The sequence below is a fragment of the Gordonia sp. VNK21 genome (assembly GCF_046098115.1).
Classification (GTDB): Bacteria; Actinomycetota; Actinomycetes; order Mycobacteriales; family Mycobacteriaceae; genus Gordonia.
In genome coordinates, this window is record NZ_JBJURU010000009.1 from 61,975 (window position 1) to 82,957 (window position 20,983).

At 71.4% G+C, this 20,983-nt stretch carries 20 protein-coding genes; 8 read left to right on the top strand and 12 right to left on the bottom strand.

The window, feature by feature from the left end:
- Positions 1-95: 95 nt before the first annotated feature.
- From ACJMNC_RS11245 to ACJMNC_RS11270, 6 genes are all read right to left on the bottom strand, one after another.
- The gene (locus tag ACJMNC_RS11245) at positions 96-2,021 is read right to left on the bottom strand and encodes a peptidoglycan D,D-transpeptidase FtsI family protein (RefSeq protein WP_408948042.1); all 1,926 of its coding nucleotides are present in this window, start codon (positions 2,019-2,021) and stop codon (positions 96-98) included.
- A 21-nt stretch (positions 2,022-2,042) separates the two neighbouring features.
- Positions 2,043-2,870, bottom strand: coding sequence for a hypothetical protein (locus ACJMNC_RS11250; RefSeq protein WP_408948043.1), 828 nt, complete (start codon positions 2,868-2,870; stop codon positions 2,043-2,045).
- Positions 2,867-3,889, bottom strand: a complete 1,023-nt coding sequence (rsmH, locus tag ACJMNC_RS11255) for a 16S rRNA (cytosine(1402)-N(4))-methyltransferase RsmH (protein ID WP_408948044.1) — start codon at positions 3,887-3,889, stop codon at positions 2,867-2,869. The genes ACJMNC_RS11250 and rsmH overlap by 4 nt, the downstream gene beginning before the upstream one ends.
- Before the next feature lie 208 nt (positions 3,890-4,097).
- Complete coding sequence (gene mraZ / locus ACJMNC_RS11260; protein ID WP_408948045.1) at positions 4,098-4,535, bottom strand: division/cell wall cluster transcriptional repressor MraZ; 438 nt, start codon at positions 4,533-4,535, stop codon at positions 4,098-4,100.
- Between the two features lie 417 nt (positions 4,536-4,952).
- Positions 4,953-5,354: a DUF3040 domain-containing protein gene (locus ACJMNC_RS11265; RefSeq protein ID WP_408948177.1), complete on the bottom strand. Its 402-nt coding sequence runs from the start codon at positions 5,352-5,354 to the stop codon at positions 4,953-4,955.
- Between the two features lie 135 nt (positions 5,355-5,489).
- Positions 5,490-5,975: an SAV_6107 family HEPN domain-containing protein gene (locus ACJMNC_RS11270; RefSeq protein ID WP_408948046.1), complete on the bottom strand. Its 486-nt coding sequence runs from the start codon at positions 5,973-5,975 to the stop codon at positions 5,490-5,492.
- A gap of 270 nt (positions 5,976-6,245) precedes the next feature.
- Here ACJMNC_RS11270 and ACJMNC_RS11275 point away from each other — a divergent pair, with 270 nt between their 5' ends.
- Positions 6,246-6,896, top strand: a complete 651-nt coding sequence (locus tag ACJMNC_RS11275) for a GNAT family N-acetyltransferase (RefSeq protein WP_408948047.1) — start codon at positions 6,246-6,248, stop codon at positions 6,894-6,896.
- A gap of 2 nt (positions 6,897-6,898) precedes the next feature.
- Positions 6,899-7,885, top strand: coding sequence for an LppM family (lipo)protein (locus ACJMNC_RS11280; protein WP_408948048.1), 987 nt, complete (start codon positions 6,899-6,901; stop codon positions 7,883-7,885).
- A 13-nt stretch (positions 7,886-7,898) separates the two neighbouring features.
- Here the strand turns inward: ACJMNC_RS11280 and ACJMNC_RS11285 are convergent, their stop codons facing one another.
- A complete protein-coding gene (locus ACJMNC_RS11285) occupies positions 7,899-8,888 on the bottom strand; it encodes a methylenetetrahydrofolate reductase (protein WP_408948049.1) in 990 nt (329 codons plus the stop codon).
- 155 nt (positions 8,889-9,043) lie between these two features.
- On the opposite strand from ACJMNC_RS11285, the gene ACJMNC_RS11290 reads away from it, so the two are divergent.
- The 4 genes from ACJMNC_RS11290 to ACJMNC_RS11305 are packed head-to-tail and all read left to right on the top strand — an operon-like array spanning position 9,044 to position 14,102.
- Positions 9,044-10,150, top strand: coding sequence for a polyprenyl synthetase family protein (locus tag ACJMNC_RS11290; protein WP_408948050.1), 1,107 nt, complete (start codon positions 9,044-9,046; stop codon positions 10,148-10,150).
- Between the two features lie 8 nt (positions 10,151-10,158).
- Complete coding sequence (crtI, locus tag ACJMNC_RS11295) at positions 10,159-11,682, top strand: phytoene desaturase family protein (RefSeq protein ID WP_408948051.1); 1,524 nt, start codon at positions 10,159-10,161, stop codon at positions 11,680-11,682.
- A complete protein-coding gene (gene mptB / locus ACJMNC_RS11300; protein ID WP_408948052.1) occupies positions 11,679-13,181 on the top strand; it encodes a polyprenol phosphomannose-dependent alpha 1,6 mannosyltransferase MptB in 1,503 nt (500 codons plus the stop codon). The genes crtI and mptB overlap by 4 nt, the downstream gene beginning before the upstream one ends.
- Positions 13,182-14,102: a phytoene/squalene synthase family protein gene (locus tag ACJMNC_RS11305; RefSeq protein WP_408948053.1), complete on the top strand. Its 921-nt coding sequence runs from the start codon at positions 13,182-13,184 to the stop codon at positions 14,100-14,102.
- Positions 14,103-14,275: 173 nt separating this feature from the next.
- Here ACJMNC_RS11305 and ACJMNC_RS11310 read toward each other — a convergent pair whose 3' ends face one another.
- Positions 14,276-14,641 carry an Rv2175c family DNA-binding protein gene (locus tag ACJMNC_RS11310; RefSeq protein ID WP_408948054.1) on the bottom strand — a complete coding sequence of 122 codons (366 nt, stop codon included), beginning with the start codon at positions 14,639-14,641 and terminating at the stop codon, positions 14,276-14,278.
- Between the two features lie 103 nt (positions 14,642-14,744).
- On the opposite strand from ACJMNC_RS11310, the gene ACJMNC_RS11315 reads away from it, so the two are divergent.
- Both ACJMNC_RS11315 and ACJMNC_RS11320 read left to right on the top strand, forming a co-directional pair.
- Positions 14,745-16,127 carry a protein kinase domain-containing protein gene (locus ACJMNC_RS11315; protein ID WP_408948055.1) on the top strand — a complete coding sequence of 461 codons (1,383 nt, stop codon included), beginning with the start codon at positions 14,745-14,747 and terminating at the stop codon, positions 16,125-16,127.
- Between the two features lie 244 nt (positions 16,128-16,371).
- Positions 16,372-16,881: a DUF4352 domain-containing protein gene (locus ACJMNC_RS11320; RefSeq protein WP_408948056.1), complete on the top strand. Its 510-nt coding sequence runs from the start codon at positions 16,372-16,374 to the stop codon at positions 16,879-16,881.
- 480 nt (positions 16,882-17,361) lie between these two features.
- On the opposite strand, the gene ACJMNC_RS11325 is transcribed toward ACJMNC_RS11320, so the two are convergent.
- The 4 genes from ACJMNC_RS11325 to ACJMNC_RS11340 all read right to left on the bottom strand — a co-directional run.
- Complete coding sequence (locus ACJMNC_RS11325) at positions 17,362-18,756, bottom strand: class II 3-deoxy-7-phosphoheptulonate synthase (RefSeq protein WP_408948057.1); 1,395 nt, start codon at positions 18,754-18,756, stop codon at positions 17,362-17,364.
- 72 nt (positions 18,757-18,828) lie between these two features.
- Positions 18,829-19,314 (bottom strand): polyadenylate-specific 3'-exoribonuclease AS, encoded by a 486-nt coding sequence (locus ACJMNC_RS11330; RefSeq protein ID WP_408948058.1) that lies wholly within the window; start codon positions 19,312-19,314, stop codon positions 18,829-18,831.
- 3 nt (positions 19,315-19,317) lie between these two features.
- Positions 19,318-20,031, bottom strand: coding sequence for a lysophospholipid acyltransferase family protein (locus ACJMNC_RS11335; RefSeq protein WP_408948059.1), 714 nt, complete (start codon positions 20,029-20,031; stop codon positions 19,318-19,320).
- A 90-nt stretch (positions 20,032-20,121) separates the two neighbouring features.
- Positions 20,122-20,983 (bottom strand): ROK family protein (locus ACJMNC_RS11340; protein ID WP_408948060.1); only part of this gene is annotated, 862 nt, incomplete at its 5' end.

Here is a 20,983-nt window from a genome sequence, read left to right on the forward strand (position 1 = left end):
CTTTCCGTGGGCCGCTTCGCAGGCCGATCGTCTCGCCGCCGCTTCCGTCCGGCCCTGCACCGAGCCTAGGACGTGTCCGGCCCGCCGGAGCGGTCTCAGGCCTGCAGCTTGAGCTTAGGCGCCGGGTGGGCCGATCGCGGCACCTGTCCGTGCTGCAGCAGCCAGCCCCCGATGGTGGAGAACAGCGGCGCCGCGGACTGTCCGCCGCTGCCGTCGGAGCTGCGCACCGGATTGTCCATCATGATGCCCACCACGTAGCGCGGATCGTCGGCGGGTGCGATGCCGGCGAAGGTGATGTTGTAGCTGGACTTGGAGTAGCAGTTGCACGCCGGATCCACCTGCTGGGCGGTGCCGGTCTTACCCGAGGTCTGGTAGCCGGCGATCGCCCCGGTGGCGCCGGTGCCGTTCTGCACGCCCGTCGGATCGTTCTGCATGACCGCCCGGAACATGTTGCGGACCGTGGTGGCCGACTGCGGACTCACCACCCGCACCGACTCGGGCGCCTCGAATCCGGTGCCGTGCAGACCGTCGGCCGGCACCAGGATGCGCGGGGTCACCCGGACCCCGTCGTTGGCGATGGCCTGATACATCGAGGTCATCTGCAGCAGGGTCATCGACAGACCCTGCCCGATCGGCAGGTTGGCGAACGAACCGCCGGACCACTGGCTCAGCGCGGGCACGTTGCCGCCGCTCTCACCCGGAAGGCCGATGCCGGTGCGGTGACCGAGCCCGAACTTGGCGAGCATGTCGGCGAAACGCTTCTCCCCCACCCGCTGCGCGAGCATCAGGGTGCCGACGTTGGAGGACTTGCCGAAGATCCCGGTGGTGGTCAGCGGCAGCGTCCCGTGCTGCCAGGCGTCGTTGACCGTGATGCCGGACATGGCGATCGAGCCCGGCACCTGCAGTACCTCGTCGGGAGTGGTCAGCCCGGCCTCGATCGCCGCCGATGCCACCACCAGCTTGTTCACCGAGCCGGGCTCGAAAGGCGAGGTGACCGCCCGGTTGCCGGTGTCGACGTCGTCGTCCTGCTCGTCGAGCGGACGGTCCGGGTTGAAGGTGGTGTCGTTGGCCATGGCCAGCACTTCGCCGCTCTTCGCGTCCAGGACCACCGCCGAGACGTTCTGGGCGCCGGAGTTCTTCTTGGCCGCGTTCACCTGGCTCTGCACGAACCACTGGATGTCCGAGTCGAGGGTGAGGCGGACGGTCTTGCCGTCGATCGCCGGATGCACGTTGCGCATGCTGCCCGGGATGATGGCGCCGTCCTGACCTCGATCGTAGGTCTGGGTGCCGTTCATGCCGGCCAGGATCGGGTCGAGCGAGGACTCCAGGCCCATCGCGCCGTTGCCGTCGTAGCCCACGTCGCCGACCACATTGGCCGCCAGCGAACCGCCCGGGTACACCCGCACGCTCTCCGGGTCGGCACCCACCTCCGGGAACTCGTCGGTGATCCGGCCGGCGAGATCGGGCGGGATGGACCGCGCCAGGTAGACGAAGCCGGTGTCCGAGCTCAGTTTGGCGAACAGATCCTGCTCGCTGATCGAACCGCCGAGCGCCTCGGACACGCCGGCCGCGATCTGGGCGAGCCGGGTGGGCACATCCGGCAGTTCCGGATTCTTCTTGTGCTCGGTGTCGATGGACTTGCGGACCGCCTTGGGCAGGAAGGTCAGGGACCGCGCCTCGGCGGTGTAGGCCAGCGGTCGGCCCTCGCGGTCGAGGATGGCCCCGCGCTTGGCGTACAGGGTCACCTTGTCCGAGCGCTGCTGCGAGGCCTGCGCGGAGATGCTGCCGGCGTTGAGCACGTTGACGTAGACCAGCCGGCCGGCGACGGCCAGCGCGAGCACCAGGATGATGATGCCGAGGATCCGCTGACGTCCGACGAAACGGGCCTCTCCGGGGCTGGAGAAGCCCGTGACGGCACCGTCGACGGGTGGGGGGTCACCGGGAGTCTCTGTGCCGGCGCCACCCGCCGGCCAGCCGTCGCGGCGGCCTGCGGGCCGCTGTGGCGTGGCGGTCCGGCTCATAGACGTCCATCCTCCACTGGATCAGCGCTCCTGCGGCGCATTGCGCCCCGGCGTGGCGGCGCTTGACGGCAGCACATTCGGCGCCGGCGCATCGGGCTCGGCGGATTCGCCGGATTCGCCGGGCTGCTCGCCGGCCGGTGCCCGGCCGGAGGTCCGGTCGCCGGTCGACTCGGTGCCGGACGCTTCGGTGCCGGGCGACGACTCGGTCCCGGAGGTTTCGGTGCCCGAGGACCGGCGGCCGTCGCCGAGTTCGGATCCGCCGTTGAGACCGGTCGAGTCGTCGACCTTGGTGCCGTCGATCTGCGAGACGGGGTCGGGCGCCGGGTTCAGCGAGTCCATCCGCCGGCCCGTGACCGGGTCGAGCGTGCCCTGCAGCCGGGCCTTGCCGTCGGCGCCGACGACCATCTGCGGGGCGCCGGCGACCGGCACCATGCCGAGCTTGCCGGCCTTGTCGGACAGTTCGGGCGCGGAGTTGCCCGAGTCGTAGGTCTTCTTCAGCTCGTCCCGCTTGTCCGAGAGCGACTGGTTCTCGGCCTTGGCGGCGGCCAGCGCATAGGCGTCCTGCGCCGACTTGGTGGACAGGTACAGGGTGATGGCCAGGGCGCCGACGACCAGGGCGACCAGAGGCAGCACCAGCGGCATGGCCCGCAGCCGGGCGAACAGGCTCTCGGCCTCGGCGGCCGCCTTCCGGCGGCCGGCGGCCAGACTGCCGGTGCCGCGCCGCACCCGGCGCTCGCCGGTCTGCTCGGCGGCGCCGCTGCGCGTCCGGCGTTCGCCTGCGGCCGGACGGCGACGGGCGGCCCGGTCCTCGTCGGAGGTGGTGGTCGAGCGATCGTCGAGCAGGGTCATCGCCGGTTCCTCTCTCCTGGGCTGGCGACCGGGGCGGGGCCCGGGGCGATCCGTTCGATCGCCCGGACCCGCACCGGTGCGGATCTGGGGTTCTCTGCGCGCTGCTGGTCGTCGGCCTGTTCGGCGCCGCGGGTGACCAGCGCGAAGCGCGCCTGCGTGCCGGGCAGGTCCACCGGCAGTCCGGGCGGGGTGGTGCTGCGGACGGCGTCGGCGAAGTCCCGCTTGACCAGCCGGTCCTCGAGGGACTGGTAGCTCATCACGGCCAGACGGCCGCCCACTGCGAGCAGATTCAGTGCGGCCGGAATCACCGCGCGCAGCGAGTCGAGTTCCCGGTTCACCTCGATGCGCAGCGCCTGGAAGGTCCGCTTGGCCGGGTGGCCGCCGGTGCGCCGGGTCGCGGCCGGGATGGTGTCGTAGAGCAGTTCGACCAGGCGGGCGCTGGTGGTGAACGGCGCCACGGCCCGCTCGCGCAGTACCGCCGAAGCGATCTTCCCGGCGAAGCGTTCCTCGCCGTACTCGCTGAGCACCCGCGCCAGCGCCCCGTGGTCGTAGGTGTTGAGCACGTCTGCGGCGGTCAGCTCGTCGTCGGCGTCCATCCGCATGTCCAGCGGTGCGTCCACGGCGTAGGCGAAGCCGCGGTCGGCCTGGTCGAGCTGCATCGAGGAGACGCCGAGGTCGAGCAGGATCCCGTCGGTCTCGTCGAGGCCGGCCTCGGCGGCCACCCCGCCGATCTGGTCGTAGCGCGCGTGGTGGGTGATCAGCCGCCCGCCGTAGCCGGCGAGCCGCTCGCCGGCGATGGCCAGCGCGTTCTCGTCCCGGTCGATGCCGTGCACGGTCAGGCCGGGCAGCCGCTGCAGAAAGTACTCGGTGTGTCCGCCGGCGCCGAGGGTGCCGTCGATGAGCACCGCGCCGGTGCCGTCTGCGGACTGCCGGGTCAGCGCCGGGGCCAGCAGCTCGAACATCCGCTGGGCCATGACCGGGATGTGGCCGTGTTCACCGCTCACGGACTCGCCGTTCATGCTCACCTCCGGTCCGGCTGTCGATGGCACGGCGCCGGGTGCCCCGGCCGGCCGCGCACTGGTGGTCGTGCCTGAGGCGGCACGGTTGGAGAACTGGACTGCGGTGAGTCGGGGTCCCCGCCCGATCCGCACCTGGCGTTGGGGAAGTACGTCAGGGGCGATCGGGCCGAGGCCTCGTCTCACCGCAGCGGCCCAGTTCTTCAATTGACTAGAGAATCGCGTCCAGCGCTGCCGAGCCGGCGGCGGCGTAGGCATCCTCGAACTGGCTCTGGTAGGCCTCCCAGCGGGCGGCGTCCCAGATCTCCAGGTGGTCGTACTGCCCGGTGACGACGCATTCCTTGGCGAGCTTCGCGTAGTCGCGGAACTCGGCCGAGAGGTTCACCCGGCCCTGTCCGTCGAGCTTCTGCTCGTCGGCGCCGGCCAAAAACAGCCGGACGAAGGCGCGGGCCTCCGGATCGTTGCGCGATGCCTTCGCCGCTTTCTCGGCGATGACGTCGAACTCCTCAGCCGGATACACCGACAAGCTGAAATCTTGGCCTCTGCTGACCACGACCCCTCCTGACAGTGCCTCGCGGAACTTGGCGGGCAGTGTGAGCCGCCCTTTGTCATCGAGCTTGGGCGCGTAAGTGCCGACGAAACGAGCCACGCCGACACCTCCTTGCCCCGTACCGATCCGCGGATTCCGGATTCCCGTGGACCAGTGACTGCAAGATTACCCCACTTTCCTCCACTTTCCACCCCAATCACCCCACCCCCTCCCCCTTGATGACTATTTATGCAGGTCAATGCGGATTACACGAACGCAATTCTCAGGAAAGTCGGCATCCTAGGAACGGCGTGTTGCCCGCATAGATGAGAAGAAACACCAGTTAAGTGGCAGAAGTTGCACCTCTACCTCGCCAAGTGGGGAGAAGTGGGGAACCCGGGTGGGGAGAAGTGGGGCGACCCGGTGGGGCGCTGTGGGGACCGGGCGTCCGGGCGGGAGCGGCCGGCCCCTCCGGACACGACGAAAAGGCCGCGGCCCCTCCCGTTCGGGAGGGGCCGCGGCCTGTGATCTGTGCTGTTAGAAGCCGTCCTGGTGGAACCGCTTGTTGAATCGCTCTTCCATCCGGCTGCTGAACGATCCACGATCAGCCGCCGGGCGCGATCGGCCGGACGGCTTGGCGCCGCCACCGGCGCCCTGCTTGGCGCGCGGACGGATCAGCAGGAGCAGTCCGCCGACGAACATCAGCAGGAAGCCCACCAGGCTGACGATCTTCAGACCGCCGACCTCGATGTCCACCATCAGTCCGCCGACCAGCAGTGCCAGGCCCACCACGATCAATGCGGCGGCCTGTATGCGGCGCCGTGTGGTGACACCGCCCACGCGCTGCTTAGTCACCGCCGAGGCGAACTTGGGATCCTCCGCGTACAGCGCGCTCTCAATCTCGTCGAGCATCCGCTGCTCGTGCTCCGAAAGCGGCACCGGCACCCTCCTTATTTCCTCGGCGACGACGAACGGCGCGAACCGCCCGCTCTCCTCCATGATAGGAGCTTGCCGGACTCTCGACCACCCACTTGCCCGTTCCGTACGACACCCCGGGCGCGAATCGCCCGTCCATCACGCCCCCAGCGCCGAAGACACCCCGCCGATATGCCCCTGTTCGTACGACAGCAGGGTGGCGTCGGCGGCGTCCAGGAACTCCATGGCGCGGCGTTCGACACGCGCGCACAGCGTCGGATCCACGGTGCGTACCAGGCCGGCCTCGACGTTAGAACGCATCTGGGACAGTCCGCCGAAGTACTCGGCCAGCTCCGCATACTCCGGGGCCACCGCCTTGATCCGGCTCCACGCATCCCGCGCATCCCGGCGTCGCCGGACCGGTCCGGGCGGCTCGTGAACGGCAAGCACCGCACCCGCGGCCCGGATCGCGGCCAGATAGAACTGACGGAAACGCTCGGCACCGTCGTCGTGCACCCCGGCCGCCTGATCGAAGAGGGTCTCCGCCCGCTCGAGCAGATCCCGGCTGCGCCCGATCACCCGCGGATCGGGTTCGGCCCGGTTCACCGCCCGCCGCGTCGTCGCCGTCGTCCGTGTGGTCGCCATCGCCGTCGCTCACCTCGCTCCTGTTGCTGCTGCACCAGAACGTCTCACAGGCCTCTGACATTTCGGCGGGACGGCGCCGCGGGAGCCGAGGGTGGCGGGGCGGCGGAGCCGGTGTCTTCCCCACCGGATCCGCCGCCCACAGTAATCGAACTGCAGTTCGATAGGCTCCAGGGTAGACCCACTCCCCCCTGTCCGGGCAAACGCCGATTACGCTGTGCTCAATCGCTGCGGGTTCTCAGCAGATTCACCGACCGCCGAAGGAGGACGCCCGTGTCCGTGCGCCTGACGCCGCTCCCTGCGGCCGACGCGGACATCTGGTTGCAGCCGGCCGTCCACACCTACGTCACGGCGATGAACTATCCGCGCGGCACCGAGTACAACCGGCTCGCCCTGTGGCGTGAGCACCTGCGGCGGCCCGGCTGGACCGCGATCGGCGCCGTCACCACCGTCAGCGCCGCCGAACTGCTGCGGCCGGCCGTCCGCCGCCTGCGCGTGCAGGCCCCGTGGGCGCCCGGCGAACGCGACGTGCTCGTCGGTGTCGCCTACGGCTACACCGGGGCCGCCGATCAATGGTGGAATCAGCAGTTGCGCACCGGCATGAGGCTGGCCGGCTGGACTCCCGAGGAGGCGCAGGCGGTGATCAGCGACTACTTCGAGCTCACCGAACTGCACGTGCATCCGCTGGCTCAGGGACAGGGCACCGGCGAGGCGCTGCTGCGCCGCCTGCTCACCGACCGCCCCGAGTCGCAGGTGCTGCTGTCGACCCCGGAGGTGACCGGCGAGGCGAACCGCGCCTGGACCCTGTACCGCCGGCTCGGATTCGGCGACGTGCTGCGCCACTTCAGCTTCCCCGGCGACCCGCGGCCGTTCGCCTTCCTCGGTCGTTCCCTCCCGTTGCCGCCCGGGTCTGGCACGATGTGAGCGTGACCCAGCCCAGACGTCTGTTCCGCCCGGCTCTCCTCGCGCTGGCCGCTCTGCTGGCCCTGACCCCGCTGCTCAGCGGCTGCCTCACCCGCTCGGAGAACGTCGGCGATCTGTTCTCCGGCGTCGTCGTGGTCGCCGCCAGCCCGGCGACCGGCCCCACCCCGCCGACCTTCGACGTTCCGGCGTCGCTGTCCGGCGCGGTCGCGGTGTACGACTTTCCGGAGACCGACGATGGCAGCGCCCCGGCCACCGACGGCCCGGCGGGCGACAAGACCGGCTCCCGGCTGCGGTTCACCGATCTGACCACCGGCCAGTTCTCGCAGCTCGGCGACATCATCGCCAGTGCCCTTCCGGACGGCAACACGGTGGATCTGTCGGCCAGCCGCAGCGGCGACATCGTGCGGCTGCGCGGCGGCACCAACCTCACCGCGCTGCCCGCCGACAACTACTTCGTCTCGATCACCGTCGAGTTCGCCGGTCCCATCGTCGCCACCAACGGCCAGCAGGGCGCCGACGACTCGGTCACCTGGACCCCGCCCGGCGGCGGGAACGCCGAGTTCATCGCCGACGCGGAGTACGCCGATCCGGCGACCGCCGCCGTGCCCAGCTGGACCTGGTTCGTGGTGATCATCGCGCTGCTGGTGGTCCTGCTCATCGCCTGGCTGGCGTATATGACCCGGGACCGCTCCCCGCGGCCGGGCCGCCCCCGTCAGGTCAGGGAGACCGGCGACGTGGTCCGCGATGCGGTGAAGTCGGTCGTGGCCAAGACCACCGGCCACGCCGACGGCCCGGACGGTGACACCTCCACATCGGACGATTCCACATCGGACGCTTCCTCCTCGGACACCTCCACGAAGGACCGGGACGCGTCGGACAGCGATGCGCCGGACAGAGATGCGCCGGACAGGGATGCGCCGGACGGGGAGGCACCCGGGACCGGGACGGCGGACCCGAACGCGGACCGGTCGGCCTCCGCCGACCGCTGAGACCGGGCCGGACTCAGGCCGGCTGCAGCGCGCCGCGGGTGTCCACACCGACGCGCTCGAGCACCTCGCTGGTGGCCTTGGCGAAGTTCAGGCTGCAGAAGTGCAGGCACGGTGCGCCCTCGTCGATCAGCCGCTGCGCCATCTCCGTGCACAGATCGATGCCGACGGCCCGGACCGCGGCGCGGTCCTCCTCGGGGCCGTCGCCGGCCGCGGTGACCAGCCGCTCCTCCACCGCCGGCGGCAGCACGCTGCCCGAGAGCGAGACCATCCGGCGGGCGCTGGCCAGCGAGGTGATCGGCATCAGCCCCGGGATCAGCGGTTTGGCGCCCTGCTCGGAGTCGGCGGCCACCACACGGTCGCGCAGACGCAGATAGAACTCGACGTCGAAGAACACCTGCGTCACCGAGTACTCGGCACCGGACCGGAGCTTGCGCACCAGATTGCCGGTGTCGGCGGCCAGGTTCGGGGCGCGATGGTGCCCCTCGGGGAACGACGCCACACCGGTGTGGAAATCACCGAGTCCGCCGATCAGCTCGACCAGTTCGGAGGCGTAGTGCAGTCCCTCCGGGTGCGCCACCCACTGCCCCAGCGGATCCCCGGGCGGGTCGCCGCGCAGAGCGAGCAGATTGGTGATGCCCTTGTCGGCGTACGCGCCCACCAGACCGCGCAGTTCGGCGATGCTGTGATCGACCGCGGTCAGATGCGCCACCGTGGTCAACGTGGTCTCGGTGGCCAGCTCCCCCGCGATGCGCACGGTGCGGTCGCGGGTCGAGCCGCCGGCGCCGTAGGTCAGCGACACGAACGCCGGATTCATCCGCTCGAAGATCCGCACCGCGCGCCACAGCCGGGCCTCGTCGGCCTCGGTCTTCGGCGGGAAGAACTCCACGGAGAACGGGATAGGCCCACTGTGCGGCAGTGCCAAACGCTCCACGACGGAGGCACCTGCAGCGGCTGCGGGGGTGGTCACGGCGGGTACGGCGGCATCGTCGGTGGGGAAACTCACATGCCCGATCATACGGATGCGGTACGCGCCGAAGCACTTCCGCGTGGGATTTAACGCAGCCCCGCCGCCCGGCTTGACCCGGCCGTGGCCGTATGGTCCACGAACTGCGGTGAGCGGTGCCGAGAGGCGTCGTGCGGGCCGGTACCCTCAGGGGCGTGTTGACTCTCCAGCAGGTACCCGGCGCCGTCGACGACGTGCTGGCCGAGTTCTTCGGCTCCGTGGCCGGTCCGCTGGAGGAGATCTACCCGGCGGTGGCCCAGACCGGCGCCGCCCTGGCGGACTTCGTCCTCGGTGGCGGCAAGCGGGTGCGGCCGCTGTTCCTGTACGCCGGCTGGCGGTGCGGCAGCAGCGAACAGTCCGGCGGTCCGACGGCCCCCGGGGAGCCGGCCGATCCGGCGACCGTCCTGCGGGTCGGTGCGGCCGTCGAACTGGTTCAGGCGTGCGCCCTGGTGCACGACGACATCCTCGACCGGTCGGACACCCGGCGCGGCCGTCCCACCGTGCACCGGGTCTTCGAACAGGCCCACCGCGAGCACGGCTGGTCCGGCGATGCCGCCCACCACGGCGCATCGGTGGCGATCCTGATCGGCGACCTGGCCCTGGCCTGGGCCGACGATCTGGTGCACGGCTACCGGCCGGCCCCGCATCCGGCACCGGCCCCGCTGCCGTCCGGTGTCCCGGCCCTATGGTCCCGGATGCGCACCGAAGTCCTGGGCGGACAGCTCCTCGACATCGTCAACGAGGCCTCCGGCGACGAGTCCATCATGGCCAGTTACCGGGTGATGGAGTACAAGACCGCCGCCTACACGGTGGCACGGCCGCTGGAACTCGGTGCGGCACTCGCGGTCTCGTCGACCGGCCTACAGCAGGACCTGCACCGGATCGGTACCGGGCTGGGGCTGGCCTTCCAGCTGCGCGACGATCTGCTCGGCGTCTTCGGCGATCCCGCGCAGACCGGCAAACCGTCCGGCGACGATCTGATCGCCGGCAAGCGCACGGTGCTGCTCGGGCTCGCGCTCGCCGAGGCCGCCCCCGCCGACGCCCAGCGCCTGCGCGAGCTGCTCGGCCGGCCGCTCGACGACGCCGAACTGGCCGCCGCCCGGGCAGTGCTGGTCGAATCGGGCGCCGTCGCCGAAGTGGAACGGCAGATCGCCGGACACCGGGACACCGCGCTGGCGCAGATCGCCGAGCTGCCGGTGGACGCCGCCGCCCGCGCCGACCTCACCACCCTCGCCCACCAGATCACCGACCGGACGAAGTGAGTCCGGCCGTGATCTCCTCCCGCGGCCCGCAGCGCCGCGCCGTCGTCATCGGCGCCGGACTCTCCGGTCTGGCCGCGGCCGCCGCCCTGCGCGGGGCGGGCTGCGCCGTCACCGTCCTCGAGGCCACCGGCGCGCCGGGCGGACTGGTCCGCACCGAGACCGTCGACGGTCACCGCTTCGACACCGGCGCAACGGTTCTCACCATGCCCGGCCTGATCGAGGAGGCCCTCGCACCGCTCGGCGTGCCGGCGGCCCGGGTACGGGCGGCGCTCGCGCTGCGGCGCGTGGACCCCGGCTATGTGATGAATTACGCCGACGGCACCAGTCTGCGGGTCCCCCGCGACACCGGACGGCTGGCGGCCGCAGCCGACGCGGCCTTCGGCGCCGGGGCCGGGGCCGGCGTCCCCGCCCTGCTGGACTGGCTGCGCCGAGTGGACCAGACCGAGTACGGGGTCTTCTTCGACCGCAATTACGATTCGCTGCCGGGTCTGCTGGACGCCCGCACCCGGCGGGCCGCCGCCGATCTGGTGCGGCTGCGGACCCTGGGCGGGCTCACCGCCGCGATCGCCCGCTTCGTCGACGACGAACGGCTGCAGCGCACGTTCACCTTCCAGGCCCTCTACGCCGGGGTGCCGCCCGCCCGGGCGCGTGCGATCTACGCGATCATCCCCGACATGGACATCGGTCACGGGCTCAGCGCCCCGGCCGGCGGCATGGGCCGCATCGGCGAGGTGCTGGCCGGCGAGCTCACCGCGGCCGGCACCGAGATCGAGTACCGCACCCGCGCGGTGCGCATCGAGACCAGCGGCCGGGCGGTGGTCGGCGTGCACACCGACGACGGCCGGCGGCTGCCCGCCGACGTGGTCGTCGCCACCGGCGAACGCGATCAGGTGGCCGGGCTGCTGGGACGCCCGACCCGCCGTCGGCTGCGGTATTCGCCCAGCGCGGTGGTGGTGCACGGACTGCTCCCGGCCGGCGCGGCCGACACCTGGCGCAGCGGCCACCACACCGTGGACTTCGGTGCGGCCTGGACGCGGACCTTCGCCGAGATCACCGGCCGCCGCGGCACCCCGATGACCGACGGCTCGTTCCTGATCACCCGGCCCGCCGTGAGCGACCCGGACACCTTCGTCCGTGACGGGCTCGAATCGATCTCCGTGCTCGCACCGACCCCGAATCTGGTGACGGCACCACTGGACTGGGAGACGCTGGCACCGGCGTACACGGCCGAGGTCCTCGGCGTGCTGGCCGGCCGCGGCTACCCCGGCATCGACGGCCTGCACGTGCGGCGGGTGGATCATCCGGGCAGCTGGCTCCGGGCCGGACTTCCCGGCGGCACGCCGTTCTCCGCAGCGCACACCGTGCGCCAGACCGGCCCGCTGCGCACCCGCAACCGGTGGCCCGGAGTGGGCAATCTGTTCCTGGCCGGCAGCGCCACGGTGCCCGGCGTGGGCATTCCGCCGGTGCTGGTCTCCGGCAAGCTCGCCGCGCAGCGCGCGCTGGCGCTGCTCGGTCTCCCGGAGCCGCGATGACCGCCCCGGTGACCGCTGCCGGCCGCGCACCGGCCGCGCTGCTGCGCCGCTATCCGAACACCGCACTCGGTCTGCTCGGCGCAGTGCTGGTGACCGTCGGCAGCTACGGCGTCGCGGACATCCCGCGCAACGACGCCACGCTGACCGGGCTGGGTCTGGCCCCGATGAGCTACGGCCACGGCAAGACTCTCTCCGGGATCGCCTTCTGGCTCGGCGCCGCCGCGCTGGTGGTCGCCTGGGTGCGTCTGGGCCGGGAACTGGCCGGCGGCCGCAGCGAGCTGGACCTGCGGTCGGCGCGCTGGGCGGTGGCCCTCTGGGCGGCGCCGCTGTTGTTCGCAGTCCCGATGTTCAGCCGCGACGTCTACGCCTATCTGGGGCAGGCGGCACTGCTGGGGCCCGGCTTCGATCCGTATCTGGACGGTCCGGCACACGTCCCGGGTCCGATCGTCGACTCGATGGCGCAGATCTGGGCCACCACCACCTCCCCGTACGGCCCGGCGTTCCTGCTGCTCATGCGCGGTGTGGTGGCGGTGACCGGTGAGAACGTCTTCGCCGGCGTCTTCGTCACCCGGCTGGTTCTGCTGCCCGGCCTGGCGCTGGCGCTGTGGGCGCTGCCGCGCATCGCCGGGCACTTCGGCGCGGGCCGCCGTCAGGCGCTGTGGCTGATCCTGCTCAATCCGGTGCTGCTGCTCCATCTGGTGGGCGGACCGCATCTGGAACTGCTGATGATGGGTTTCCTGGCCGCCGGAGTGGCCCTTGTGCTCGACGGCAGGCATGTGAGCGGCCTGCTGGTCCTGGGACTGTCGATGTCGATCAAGGTGACCGCCGGGGTGGCGATCCCGTTCATGCTCTGGATCTGGCTCGACCATCTGCGCGCCCGGCGGCCGGTCACCCTGCGCGACCGGGTCGGGATCTTCGCGGCCACCGCCGCCCTGCCCGCCGCCGTCTTCGGCGGGTTCACCCTGATCCTCGGTCTGGGTGTGGGCTGGGTCAACGGCCTGTCCTGGGCCTCGCGCATCATCAATCCGTTCACCATCCCGAGCCTGGTCGGCCATCTGGTGATGGGCGCGTCCATCCCGTGGGCGCGCTGGAACCTGCAGGAGATCCTGCCGGTGACCCGTGCCATCGGCACGGTGGTGATGGTGCTGGTGCTGGTGTGGCTGTGGTGGCGTTTCCGGTCCGGTGCCCGCGCCGCCATGGCCGGTGCGGGCTGGGCGATGCTCGCTGTGCTGCTCCTCGAACCGTCCACCCTGCCCTGGTACTACGTCTGGACGCTGGTCTTCGCGGTGGCCTTCGAGCTGCCGCTGTGGACGCGCCGACTGATCGTCGGGATCAGCGTGTACTACCTGATCGTCTTCCAGCCCGACGACTCGATCCTCTTCTACAAGCCGCTCGAGACGGTGCTGGCGGTGGGCCTGGCGGTCCTGGCGGCGGTCTCCCTCGGCCGGCCCGACCCGCTGCGGCTGCGCTCGATCGCCGGCCCACGCGTCCGCTCCTGAATGTCCAGCGTCGCCGACGGCTACCGGATCGCCGAACAGCTCACCGCCCGGCACGGCCGCACCTACCATCTGGCGGCGCGGCTGCTGCCCGCCGACGGCCGCCGTGCGGTGGCCGCCCTGTACGGCTACGCGCGGATCGCCGACGACATCGTCGACGATCCGCGCCCGGTCCCGCCGGCCGAGCGGCTAGCCGCCCTGGACCGGCTCACCGGCGCGCTCGCGGCCGCGCTGGCCGGGGACCCGATGCCGCCCGGACTGCCCGGAGCACAGCGGGCGGTGGTCGCCGCCCTGGCCGACACCGTCGCCCGCTACCGCATCGATCCGGCCACCTTCACCGCCTTCGCCCGCTCGATGGCCATGGACGTGCCGGGCGGCCCCGGCTTCCGCAATCGCTACCGCGACTTCGCCGAACTCGGCGAGTACACCTACGGCTCGGCGGCGGTGATCGGACTGCAACTGCTTCCGGTGCTGGGGGTGCACGACCCGGCCGAACTGCGCGACGGCGCCGCTCTGCTCGGCGAGGCCTTCCAGCTCACCAACTTCCTGCGCGACGTAGGCGAGGACCTGCGGCGCGACCGGATCTATCTGCCGGCCGACCAGCTGGCGGCGTTCGGCGTCGACGAGGCCGTGCTCCGCGCCGATGCGCGCGCCGGCGCACCGTCGCCGGCGCTGCGGCGCGCACTCGCGCACCTGGTGGCGGTGAACCGGGATCAGTACCGCCGGGCGGCACCGGCGGTGGCCGCACTGCCCGGCCGTACCCGGCCCGCGATCGCCGCGGCCGCCGCCTCGTACGCCGCGATCCTCACCGAGATCGAGGATTCCGGATTCACCGTGCTCACCGCCCGGGCCGTGGTGCCCCGTCGCCGGCGGCTGCGGCATGCCGCGACGGCACTGCTCGCGCCGCGCCCCGCGCGATCCTGAACCGGCGGAACCTCACCCGCACCTCACCGGGCCCATCTGAAACCAGGCCGTGGGGAACAACATTCGATGGTCCGGCAGCCTCCGGCAGCCTCCGGCGGGCTTCGCCGGCTACTGCGCGGCGAAAGCCGCCATGGTGATGCCCGCCGAGTGACGCGCTCCCCGAGCGCGACCGCTCAGAAGGCCTGAGCCTGCGCGCGCCGGATCACTTCCCGCGCCGCATGCGTGTGCAGCGCCTGCGCCGGGCAGATACCGAGATCCTCCTGCTCGGCGAACAGCCAGGCCAGCGCCTCGTCGCGGGTGTAGCCGCCGTCGAGCAGGATGGTCACCAGACCCTCGAAGTGCTTGGCCAGCCCGTCCGGGCCGAAGAACAGCACCGGGATCACCGGCTCGCCGCCGCGCGAGGCCGCCAGCAGATTGTGATCGCGGATCAGTGTGCGCACCCGGCCGGTGGAGACGCCGAGCCGGTCGGCGGCCTCGCCGAGCCCGATCACCTCGGCGTCGTCGGGAAGGATGTCGATGGACAGCGGAAGGGAAGCCACGCCGGGAAGAATACCCGCCATCGGCGCCTCTGCCCGGCGTGCCTGGTGAAATCCCGGCCGGGGTCACCGATCAACGGGCCGGCAGCCGGTAGATTCTCCGAATGTGACCACCTCCGACGACCCGCTGCTCTCCCGGGTACTCGAACGGCGCTACCGGATCGACGCGCCGATCGCCCGCGGCGGCATGTCGACGGTGTACGTGGGCACCGACCTGCGCCTGCACCGGCGGGTGGCGATCAAGGTGATGGACGCCCGCTACGTGGGCGATCCGCTGTTCCTGCGCCGGTTCGAATTCGAGGCGCGCGCCGTGGCCGGCCTCAACCATCCCGGGCTGGTGGCCGTCTACGACCAGAGCATCGACGGTGACATCGCCTTCCTGGTGATGGAACTGGTGCGCGGCGGCAGTCTGCGCGAGTTGCTGCGCGAGCGCGGACCGATGCCGCCGCACGCCATCGCCTCGGTGGGCGTGCCGGTCCTCGGCGGGCTGGGCACCGCGCACCGGGCCGGGCTGGTGCATCGCGACGTCAAACCGGAGAACGTGCTGATCTCCGACACCGGCGATGTGAAGGTGGCCGACTTCGGGCTCGTGCGCGCCGTCGCCGAAGCCGGGGTCACCTCGGCCAGCGTGATCCTCGGCACCGCCGCCTACCTGTCCCCCGAGCAGGTGGCCTCCACCGACATCGACGCACGCTCGGACGTCTACTCGGCCGGCATCCTGCTGTTCGAGCTGCTCACCGGACGTCAGCCCTTCCGCGGGAACACGCCGCTCGCCCTGGCCTATCAGCGCCTCTCGTACGACGTTCCCGCGCCCGGCGATGTGATCGCCGGGGTGCCCCCGGAGATCGACGAGATCGTGCTGACGGCCACCGAACGCCACCCCGACGACCGCTTCCCCGACGGCTTCGCCATGCAGCACGCGCTCCTCGATGCCGTGGACACCCTGGGGCTTCCGCCGTTCACCGTGCCCGCCCCGCAGCAGGCCTCCGCCCGGGTCACCTCCGCCATCGCCCGTCCGGTGCCGCCCCTGCGCGACCGGCCCGCCGGCGACCCGTATCCCGGCCCGGCCTATGGCGACGGCGGTCAGGACTACGGCGGTCAGGACTACGGCGGGGAGCCGTACGACGACGATGAGGCGTACGGCGACTACGACGACGGATACGGCCCCGCCGACGACTACGACCGCCCCGACGACTACGGCCACCCCGACGACTACGACGGTCCCGACTACGACGACGGATACCGGGATGAGCGTCGGCCGGCCTATCCCGACGAGCAGACCCTGCCCGGATCTCGCCGGTCCGCGCCGGGCACCCGGATGTACTCCGCCGCCGGACCGGCCGCTCCCCCGTCCGCACCCGGCCCGGCGCCGTCCCGCCTGCACACCGGCAGCGCCCTCGCCGCGGCCGCCTGGCTGCTGCTGGTGCTGCTCATCGCCGTCGGGCTGGGCGCCGCCGGCTGGGTCCTCGGCATCACCTGGATGTCCTGACCGATCCGCTTCTGCGGCACCGCTTTTCACGCTCCGCACGAATTCGTCCGTTCGTCCGACATCCCGGCCCCATCGGCCCAGTTCACCGTCGGGGGCCACGCCCCGCACGACCCGCTGAACTGCCCGTCGGCGGGCCTGATCTGTCAGAGGCGGCTGGCATCTTCGGCACCGACCCGCCGGGACTCCCCCGGCGGGAAGGACTCCGGCGCACCGATTCCCGTGCGCCGAGCGAAAGGACCCCCCGATGAGTTTTCTCCGTACCGCGGCCGTCGCCGCTGCAGCCGCACTCGCCCTCGGCGCCACCATCGCCTCCGGCGAGGAGAACGAGGCGAAGAAGGTCGACGGCGGCCCGGCGAGCGCGCAGACCGCCGACTTCGCGGTCGGCGACACCGTCGAACTCGGCGACTGGCAGGTCAAGGTCAACCAGGTGACCGACCCGTACCTGCCCGGCAACGAGTTCATCTCTCCGAGTCCCGGAGAACGCTATGTGCGGGTGGATGCCCAGGTGACCAACCGCAGCGACTCCCCGCAGACCGTCTCCTCGGTGATGTGTTTCAGCCTGCGGGACAACGACAATCGCAGCCACGACATCACCATCACCGACGGGGGCTCGACGATCGACGGCGAGGTGCCCGCCGGCGGCACCCTGCGCGGCGATCTGGACTTCGAGATCCCCGAGCAGGCCACCGATCTGCAGCTGCAGTTCAAGTGCGACCTGTTCGGCAGCGGTTCGGCTCTGATCGACCTGTCCTGATGACGGCGCCGGGACCGGCCCGCCCGGGCGATCTGCTGCTCACCGTCCCCGCCCTGGGGGCCGTGACTCTGCTCCTGCTGAACGATCACCTGTTCAAGGGGCTGTTCGGCAATGCGCTCACCGGCAAGCTGTCCGACGTGGCGGGTCTGTTCGTCCTGCCGATGATCACGGTGTCCCTCGCCGAGGCCGCCCGGCGCTCTCTGCGCCGGCCGTGGCACACCACCGGCGACGAGGTGCTCGCGCACACCGCGGTGGCCGGCGCCGGGTTCGCGGCGGTCAAGCTGATCGGGCCGGTCGGCGATGCCTACGAGCACGCGATCGGCGTGCTCCGGCAGGTCCTCACGCTCTCGGCGGAGGGCGCACCGATCATCGTCTACCGGGACGCGACCGACCTGGTGGTGCTGCCGGTGCTGGTGCTCGGCTACCTGTCGATCATGCGTCACCGGCGTCCGGCCGCCGCCGGGGCCGGTGGCGGCGGCGTCAGCCGCGCAGCATCTCCGCGACCAGGAACGCCAGTTCCAGCGACTGCTGGGTGTTCAGCCGCGGATCGCACGCCGTCTCGTAGCGGCCCTCCAGATCGAGGTCCGAGATGTCCTGCGCCCCACCGAGACACTCGGTGACGTCCTCACCGGTGAGCTCGATGTGGATGCCGCCCGGATGGGTGCCGAGGGCGCGGTGCACCTCGAAGAAGCCCTGGACCTCGTCGACGATCCGGTCGAAGTGCCGGGTCTTGAAGCCGGTGGACGCGGTGTGCGTGTTGCCGTGCATCGGATCGCACTGCCAGATCACCTTGTGCCCGGTGGCCTCGACCGCCGAGACGATCTCCGGCAGCACCTCGCGGACCTTGTCGTTGCCCATCCGGCTGACCAGGGTGAGCCGGCCGGGACGGTTGTCCGGATCGAGCTGCTCGACGTACTGCACCGCCAGCTCCGGGGAGGTGGTGGGGCCGATCTTGATGCCGATCGGGTTGGCGATCATCTTGGCCAGCGCCACATGCGCGCCGTCGAGCTGACGGGTGCGCTCACCGATCCACAGGAAGTGCGCCGACAGGTCGTAGAGCACCGGATCGTCGCCGCCGGCCGGATCGTCGGCCATCCGCAGCATGGCACGCTCGTAGTCCATCACCAGCGCCTCGTGCGAGGCGAAGATCGACGCCGATTCGAGCGAGGAGTCGGTGACCCCGCAGGCATCCATGAACTTCAGGCCGCGATCGATCTCGGCGGCCAGCGCCTCGTAGCGGGCACCGGCCGGCGAGGTGCGGACGAATTCGCGGTTCCAGTCGTGCACGCGGGCCAGCCGGGCCTCCGAACCGGTCAGCGCGCGCACCAGGTTCATCGCCGCCGCCGCGTTCGCGTAGGCCCGGACCAGGCGCGACGGATCGTGCACGCGCGCGGCCTCGTCGGCTTCGAGCGAGTTGACCATGTCACCGCGGTACGAGAGCAGCCCGAGCGCATCGGTGTCGGCCGACCGCGGCTTGGCGTACTGGCCGGCGATGCGGGCCACCTTCACCACCGGCACGCTGGCGCCGTAGGTGAGCACCACGGCCATCTGCAGCAGGGTCCGGATGTTGCCCTTGATGTGCGGTTCGGTGTTGGCGGCGAAGGTCTCCGCGCAGTCGCCGCCCTGCAGCAGGAAGGCACGGCCCTGCGCCACCTCGGCGAGCTGGCCGAACAGCGACTGCACCTCGGTGGGCATGCAGATCGGCGGAACGCTCTCGAGGACGGTGCGCATCCGGTGCGCCTCGTCGGCGGGCCAGCTCGGCTGCTGCAGCGCCGGCCGGGAGATCACATCCTCGAACTGCTCGGCCAGTCTGCCCGGCAGCGGGGGCAGTTCGGGAAGCTCGTCGATCGGCACGTCTACGGTCCAGTTCACCACGATGTCCAAGAGTACTGTCCCGGCCGCCGTGCCCGGCCGGGAGTCCGGACTTTGCCGCGGCGGGCGGGCGGTTCAGCCCCGCGCGGACGCGGCGATCGTGTTCCAGCGCACCAGATTGTGCCGGGCATCGGCCAGCGCGCTGTGCGCGTCCTTGGGGGTCGCCGGCAGTTCGGGACTGCCGGCCTCCTCCCACCGCTGGCGCAGTTCGCGGGTGAACCGGGGAAGCTCGCGGGGCAGCGCGGTCATGTCACCCCACAACTGACAGAGCACCACGTGGTCGTAGGCGCCCACCCAGGCCCACAGCTCCACGGTCCCGTCCCCGGCCAGCAGGAACTCGTACAGATCGTCGCGGATGCGGGCGCGGCTGCGCCAGGCCTTGTCCGCCGGCGAGGGCAGCTTGTCGAGCACATGACTGCGCACCCAGGGTCCGGCGCGGCCCGGATCGAACTCGGTGGACACCGCATAGAACTCGCGGCCGTCCTCCCCGACCACTCCGATCGAGACCAGCTCGATGGTGCGGCCGTCCTCGATGAACTCGCAGTCGTAGAAGTACCGCACGAGTCAGGCGGCCGTGCCGTCGGCGGCGGTCTCCGGCGGGGCGGGCTTCGGGTTCTTCAGAGTCGCCGCGTAGACGTCGACGTACTGCTGCCCGCTCATCCGCATCAGCTCGTACATGATCTCGTCGGTCACCGCCCGCTCGATGAACCGGTTGCCCGCCATCCCCTCGTAGCGGGAGAAGTCCAGCGGCGTACCGATCTTGACGGTGATGCGAGTCGGCCGCGGCAGGATGGTGCCGGGCGGGTTGATCCGGTCGGTGCCGATCATCGCCACCGGCAGCACCGGCACACCGGTCTCCAGTGCCATCCGCGCCAGCCCGGTCTTGCCCTTGTACAGCCGGCCGTCCGGGCTGCGGGTTCCTTCCGGGTACAGGCAGAGCAGCCCGCCGCCGCCGAGCACCCGCTTGCCCGCGCTCAGCGCGCCGGCCGCCGCGTCGGCGCCGGACCGGTCGATCGGGATCTGGCCGGAACCGGAGAAGAACATCTTCTTGAGCCGGCCCTTGATGCCCGGCTCGGTGAAGTACTCCGACTTGGCCAGGAAGAAGATGCGGCGGGGCGCCATCAGCGGCAGATACAGGCTGTCGACGAAGGCCAGATGGTTGCTCGCCAGCAGCGCGGGTCCGTCCTTGGGCAGGTTCTCGAGGCCTTCGATCTTCGGCCGGCCGACCAGCCGGAGCGACGGACCGATCAGCAGATACTTCAACAGGTAATAGAACACTGCAGCGTCACTCCTCTTATCTCCCGGCCGCGGCACCGGCGGCCGCCCCAGTCCCGCCGAGCGGACTTCACGACGATGTGGATCTTCACTTTACTGTGCACGCGGGCCGCCGACGGTGCCCGCCTCCCGGCGGCCGGCGACACCGTCGCGGGCGACCTGCGCAGCGCCGATGACACCGGCCGATTCGCCCAGCTGAGTGGCCCGCAGCCGGGCCAGCTGCCGGTGCCCGGCACCGGTGACCATGGCCGCATAGTGCTCGCGCGCCTCGTCCAGGTAGAGACCCGAGGCCGCGCCGAGTCCACCGGCCAGCACGATCAGATCCGGGTCGAGGATGTCGGCGATCATCGCCAGCCCCTGACCGAGCCAGCGGGCCAGATCGGCGAACGCCGCGGTCGCGACCGGATCGCCGTCGGCGGCGGCCGCGGCCACCCGGCGGCCGGTCAGCGATCCGGGGTCGGCGTTGGTCTCGGCGGCCAGGACCGAATGTCCCAGGTCCGCCGACGCCAGCAGCTCGACGGCGGTGTCCACCAATGCCGTTCCGCTGCAGTACCGTTCCCAGCACCCGCGTTTGCCGCAATCGCACGGACGGCCATCCGGCACCACGGTGATGTGCCCGAATTCCGGTGCCACGCCGAAACTTCCGCGGTAGAGGCGGCCGTCCTGCAACATGCCGGCGCCGATTCCGGTGCCCAGCGCGAGGACCAGGGTGTTGTTGCCGCGGGCGGCGGCCCCGAAGTGCAGTTCGGCCACCGCGGCCGAGTTCGCATCGTGTTCGGCGAAGACCGGGATGCCCAGGCGTGCACTCATCTCGCCGGGGACGGCGGCCTCGAGCCACGGCAGGTGCGGGGCGAAACGGACCGTCGAACAGTCCGGCGACAGGAAGCCGGCGATGGCCAGGCCGACCGCAGCGACCGACCAGCGGTCCCGCAGTTCGGGGACCAGCCGGTCCAGG

Excerpts from the sequence above, each read along its gene's own strand:
- ACJMNC_RS11245 (WP_408948042.1), bottom strand. The coding sequence starts at position 2,021 with ATGAGCCGGACCGCCACGCCACAGCGGCCCGCAGGCCGCCGCGACGGC.
- ACJMNC_RS11250 (WP_408948043.1), bottom strand. The coding sequence starts at position 2,870 with ATGACCCTGCTCGACGATCGCTCGACCACCACCTCCGACGAGGACCGG.
- rsmH (WP_408948044.1), bottom strand. The coding sequence starts at position 3,889 with ATGAACGGCGAGTCCGTGAGCGGTGAACACGGCCACATCCCGGTCATG.
- ACJMNC_RS11270 (WP_408948046.1), bottom strand. The coding sequence starts at position 5,975 with ATGGCGACCACACGGACGACGGCGACGACGCGGCGGGCGGTGAACCGG.
- mptB (WP_408948052.1), top strand. The coding sequence starts at position 11,679 with ATGACCGCCCCGGTGACCGCTGCCGGCCGCGCACCGGCCGCGCTGCTG.
- ACJMNC_RS11305 (WP_408948053.1), top strand. The coding sequence starts at position 13,182 with ATGTCCAGCGTCGCCGACGGCTACCGGATCGCCGAACAGCTCACCGCC.
- ACJMNC_RS11320 (WP_408948056.1), top strand. The coding sequence starts at position 16,372 with ATGAGTTTTCTCCGTACCGCGGCCGTCGCCGCTGCAGCCGCACTCGCC.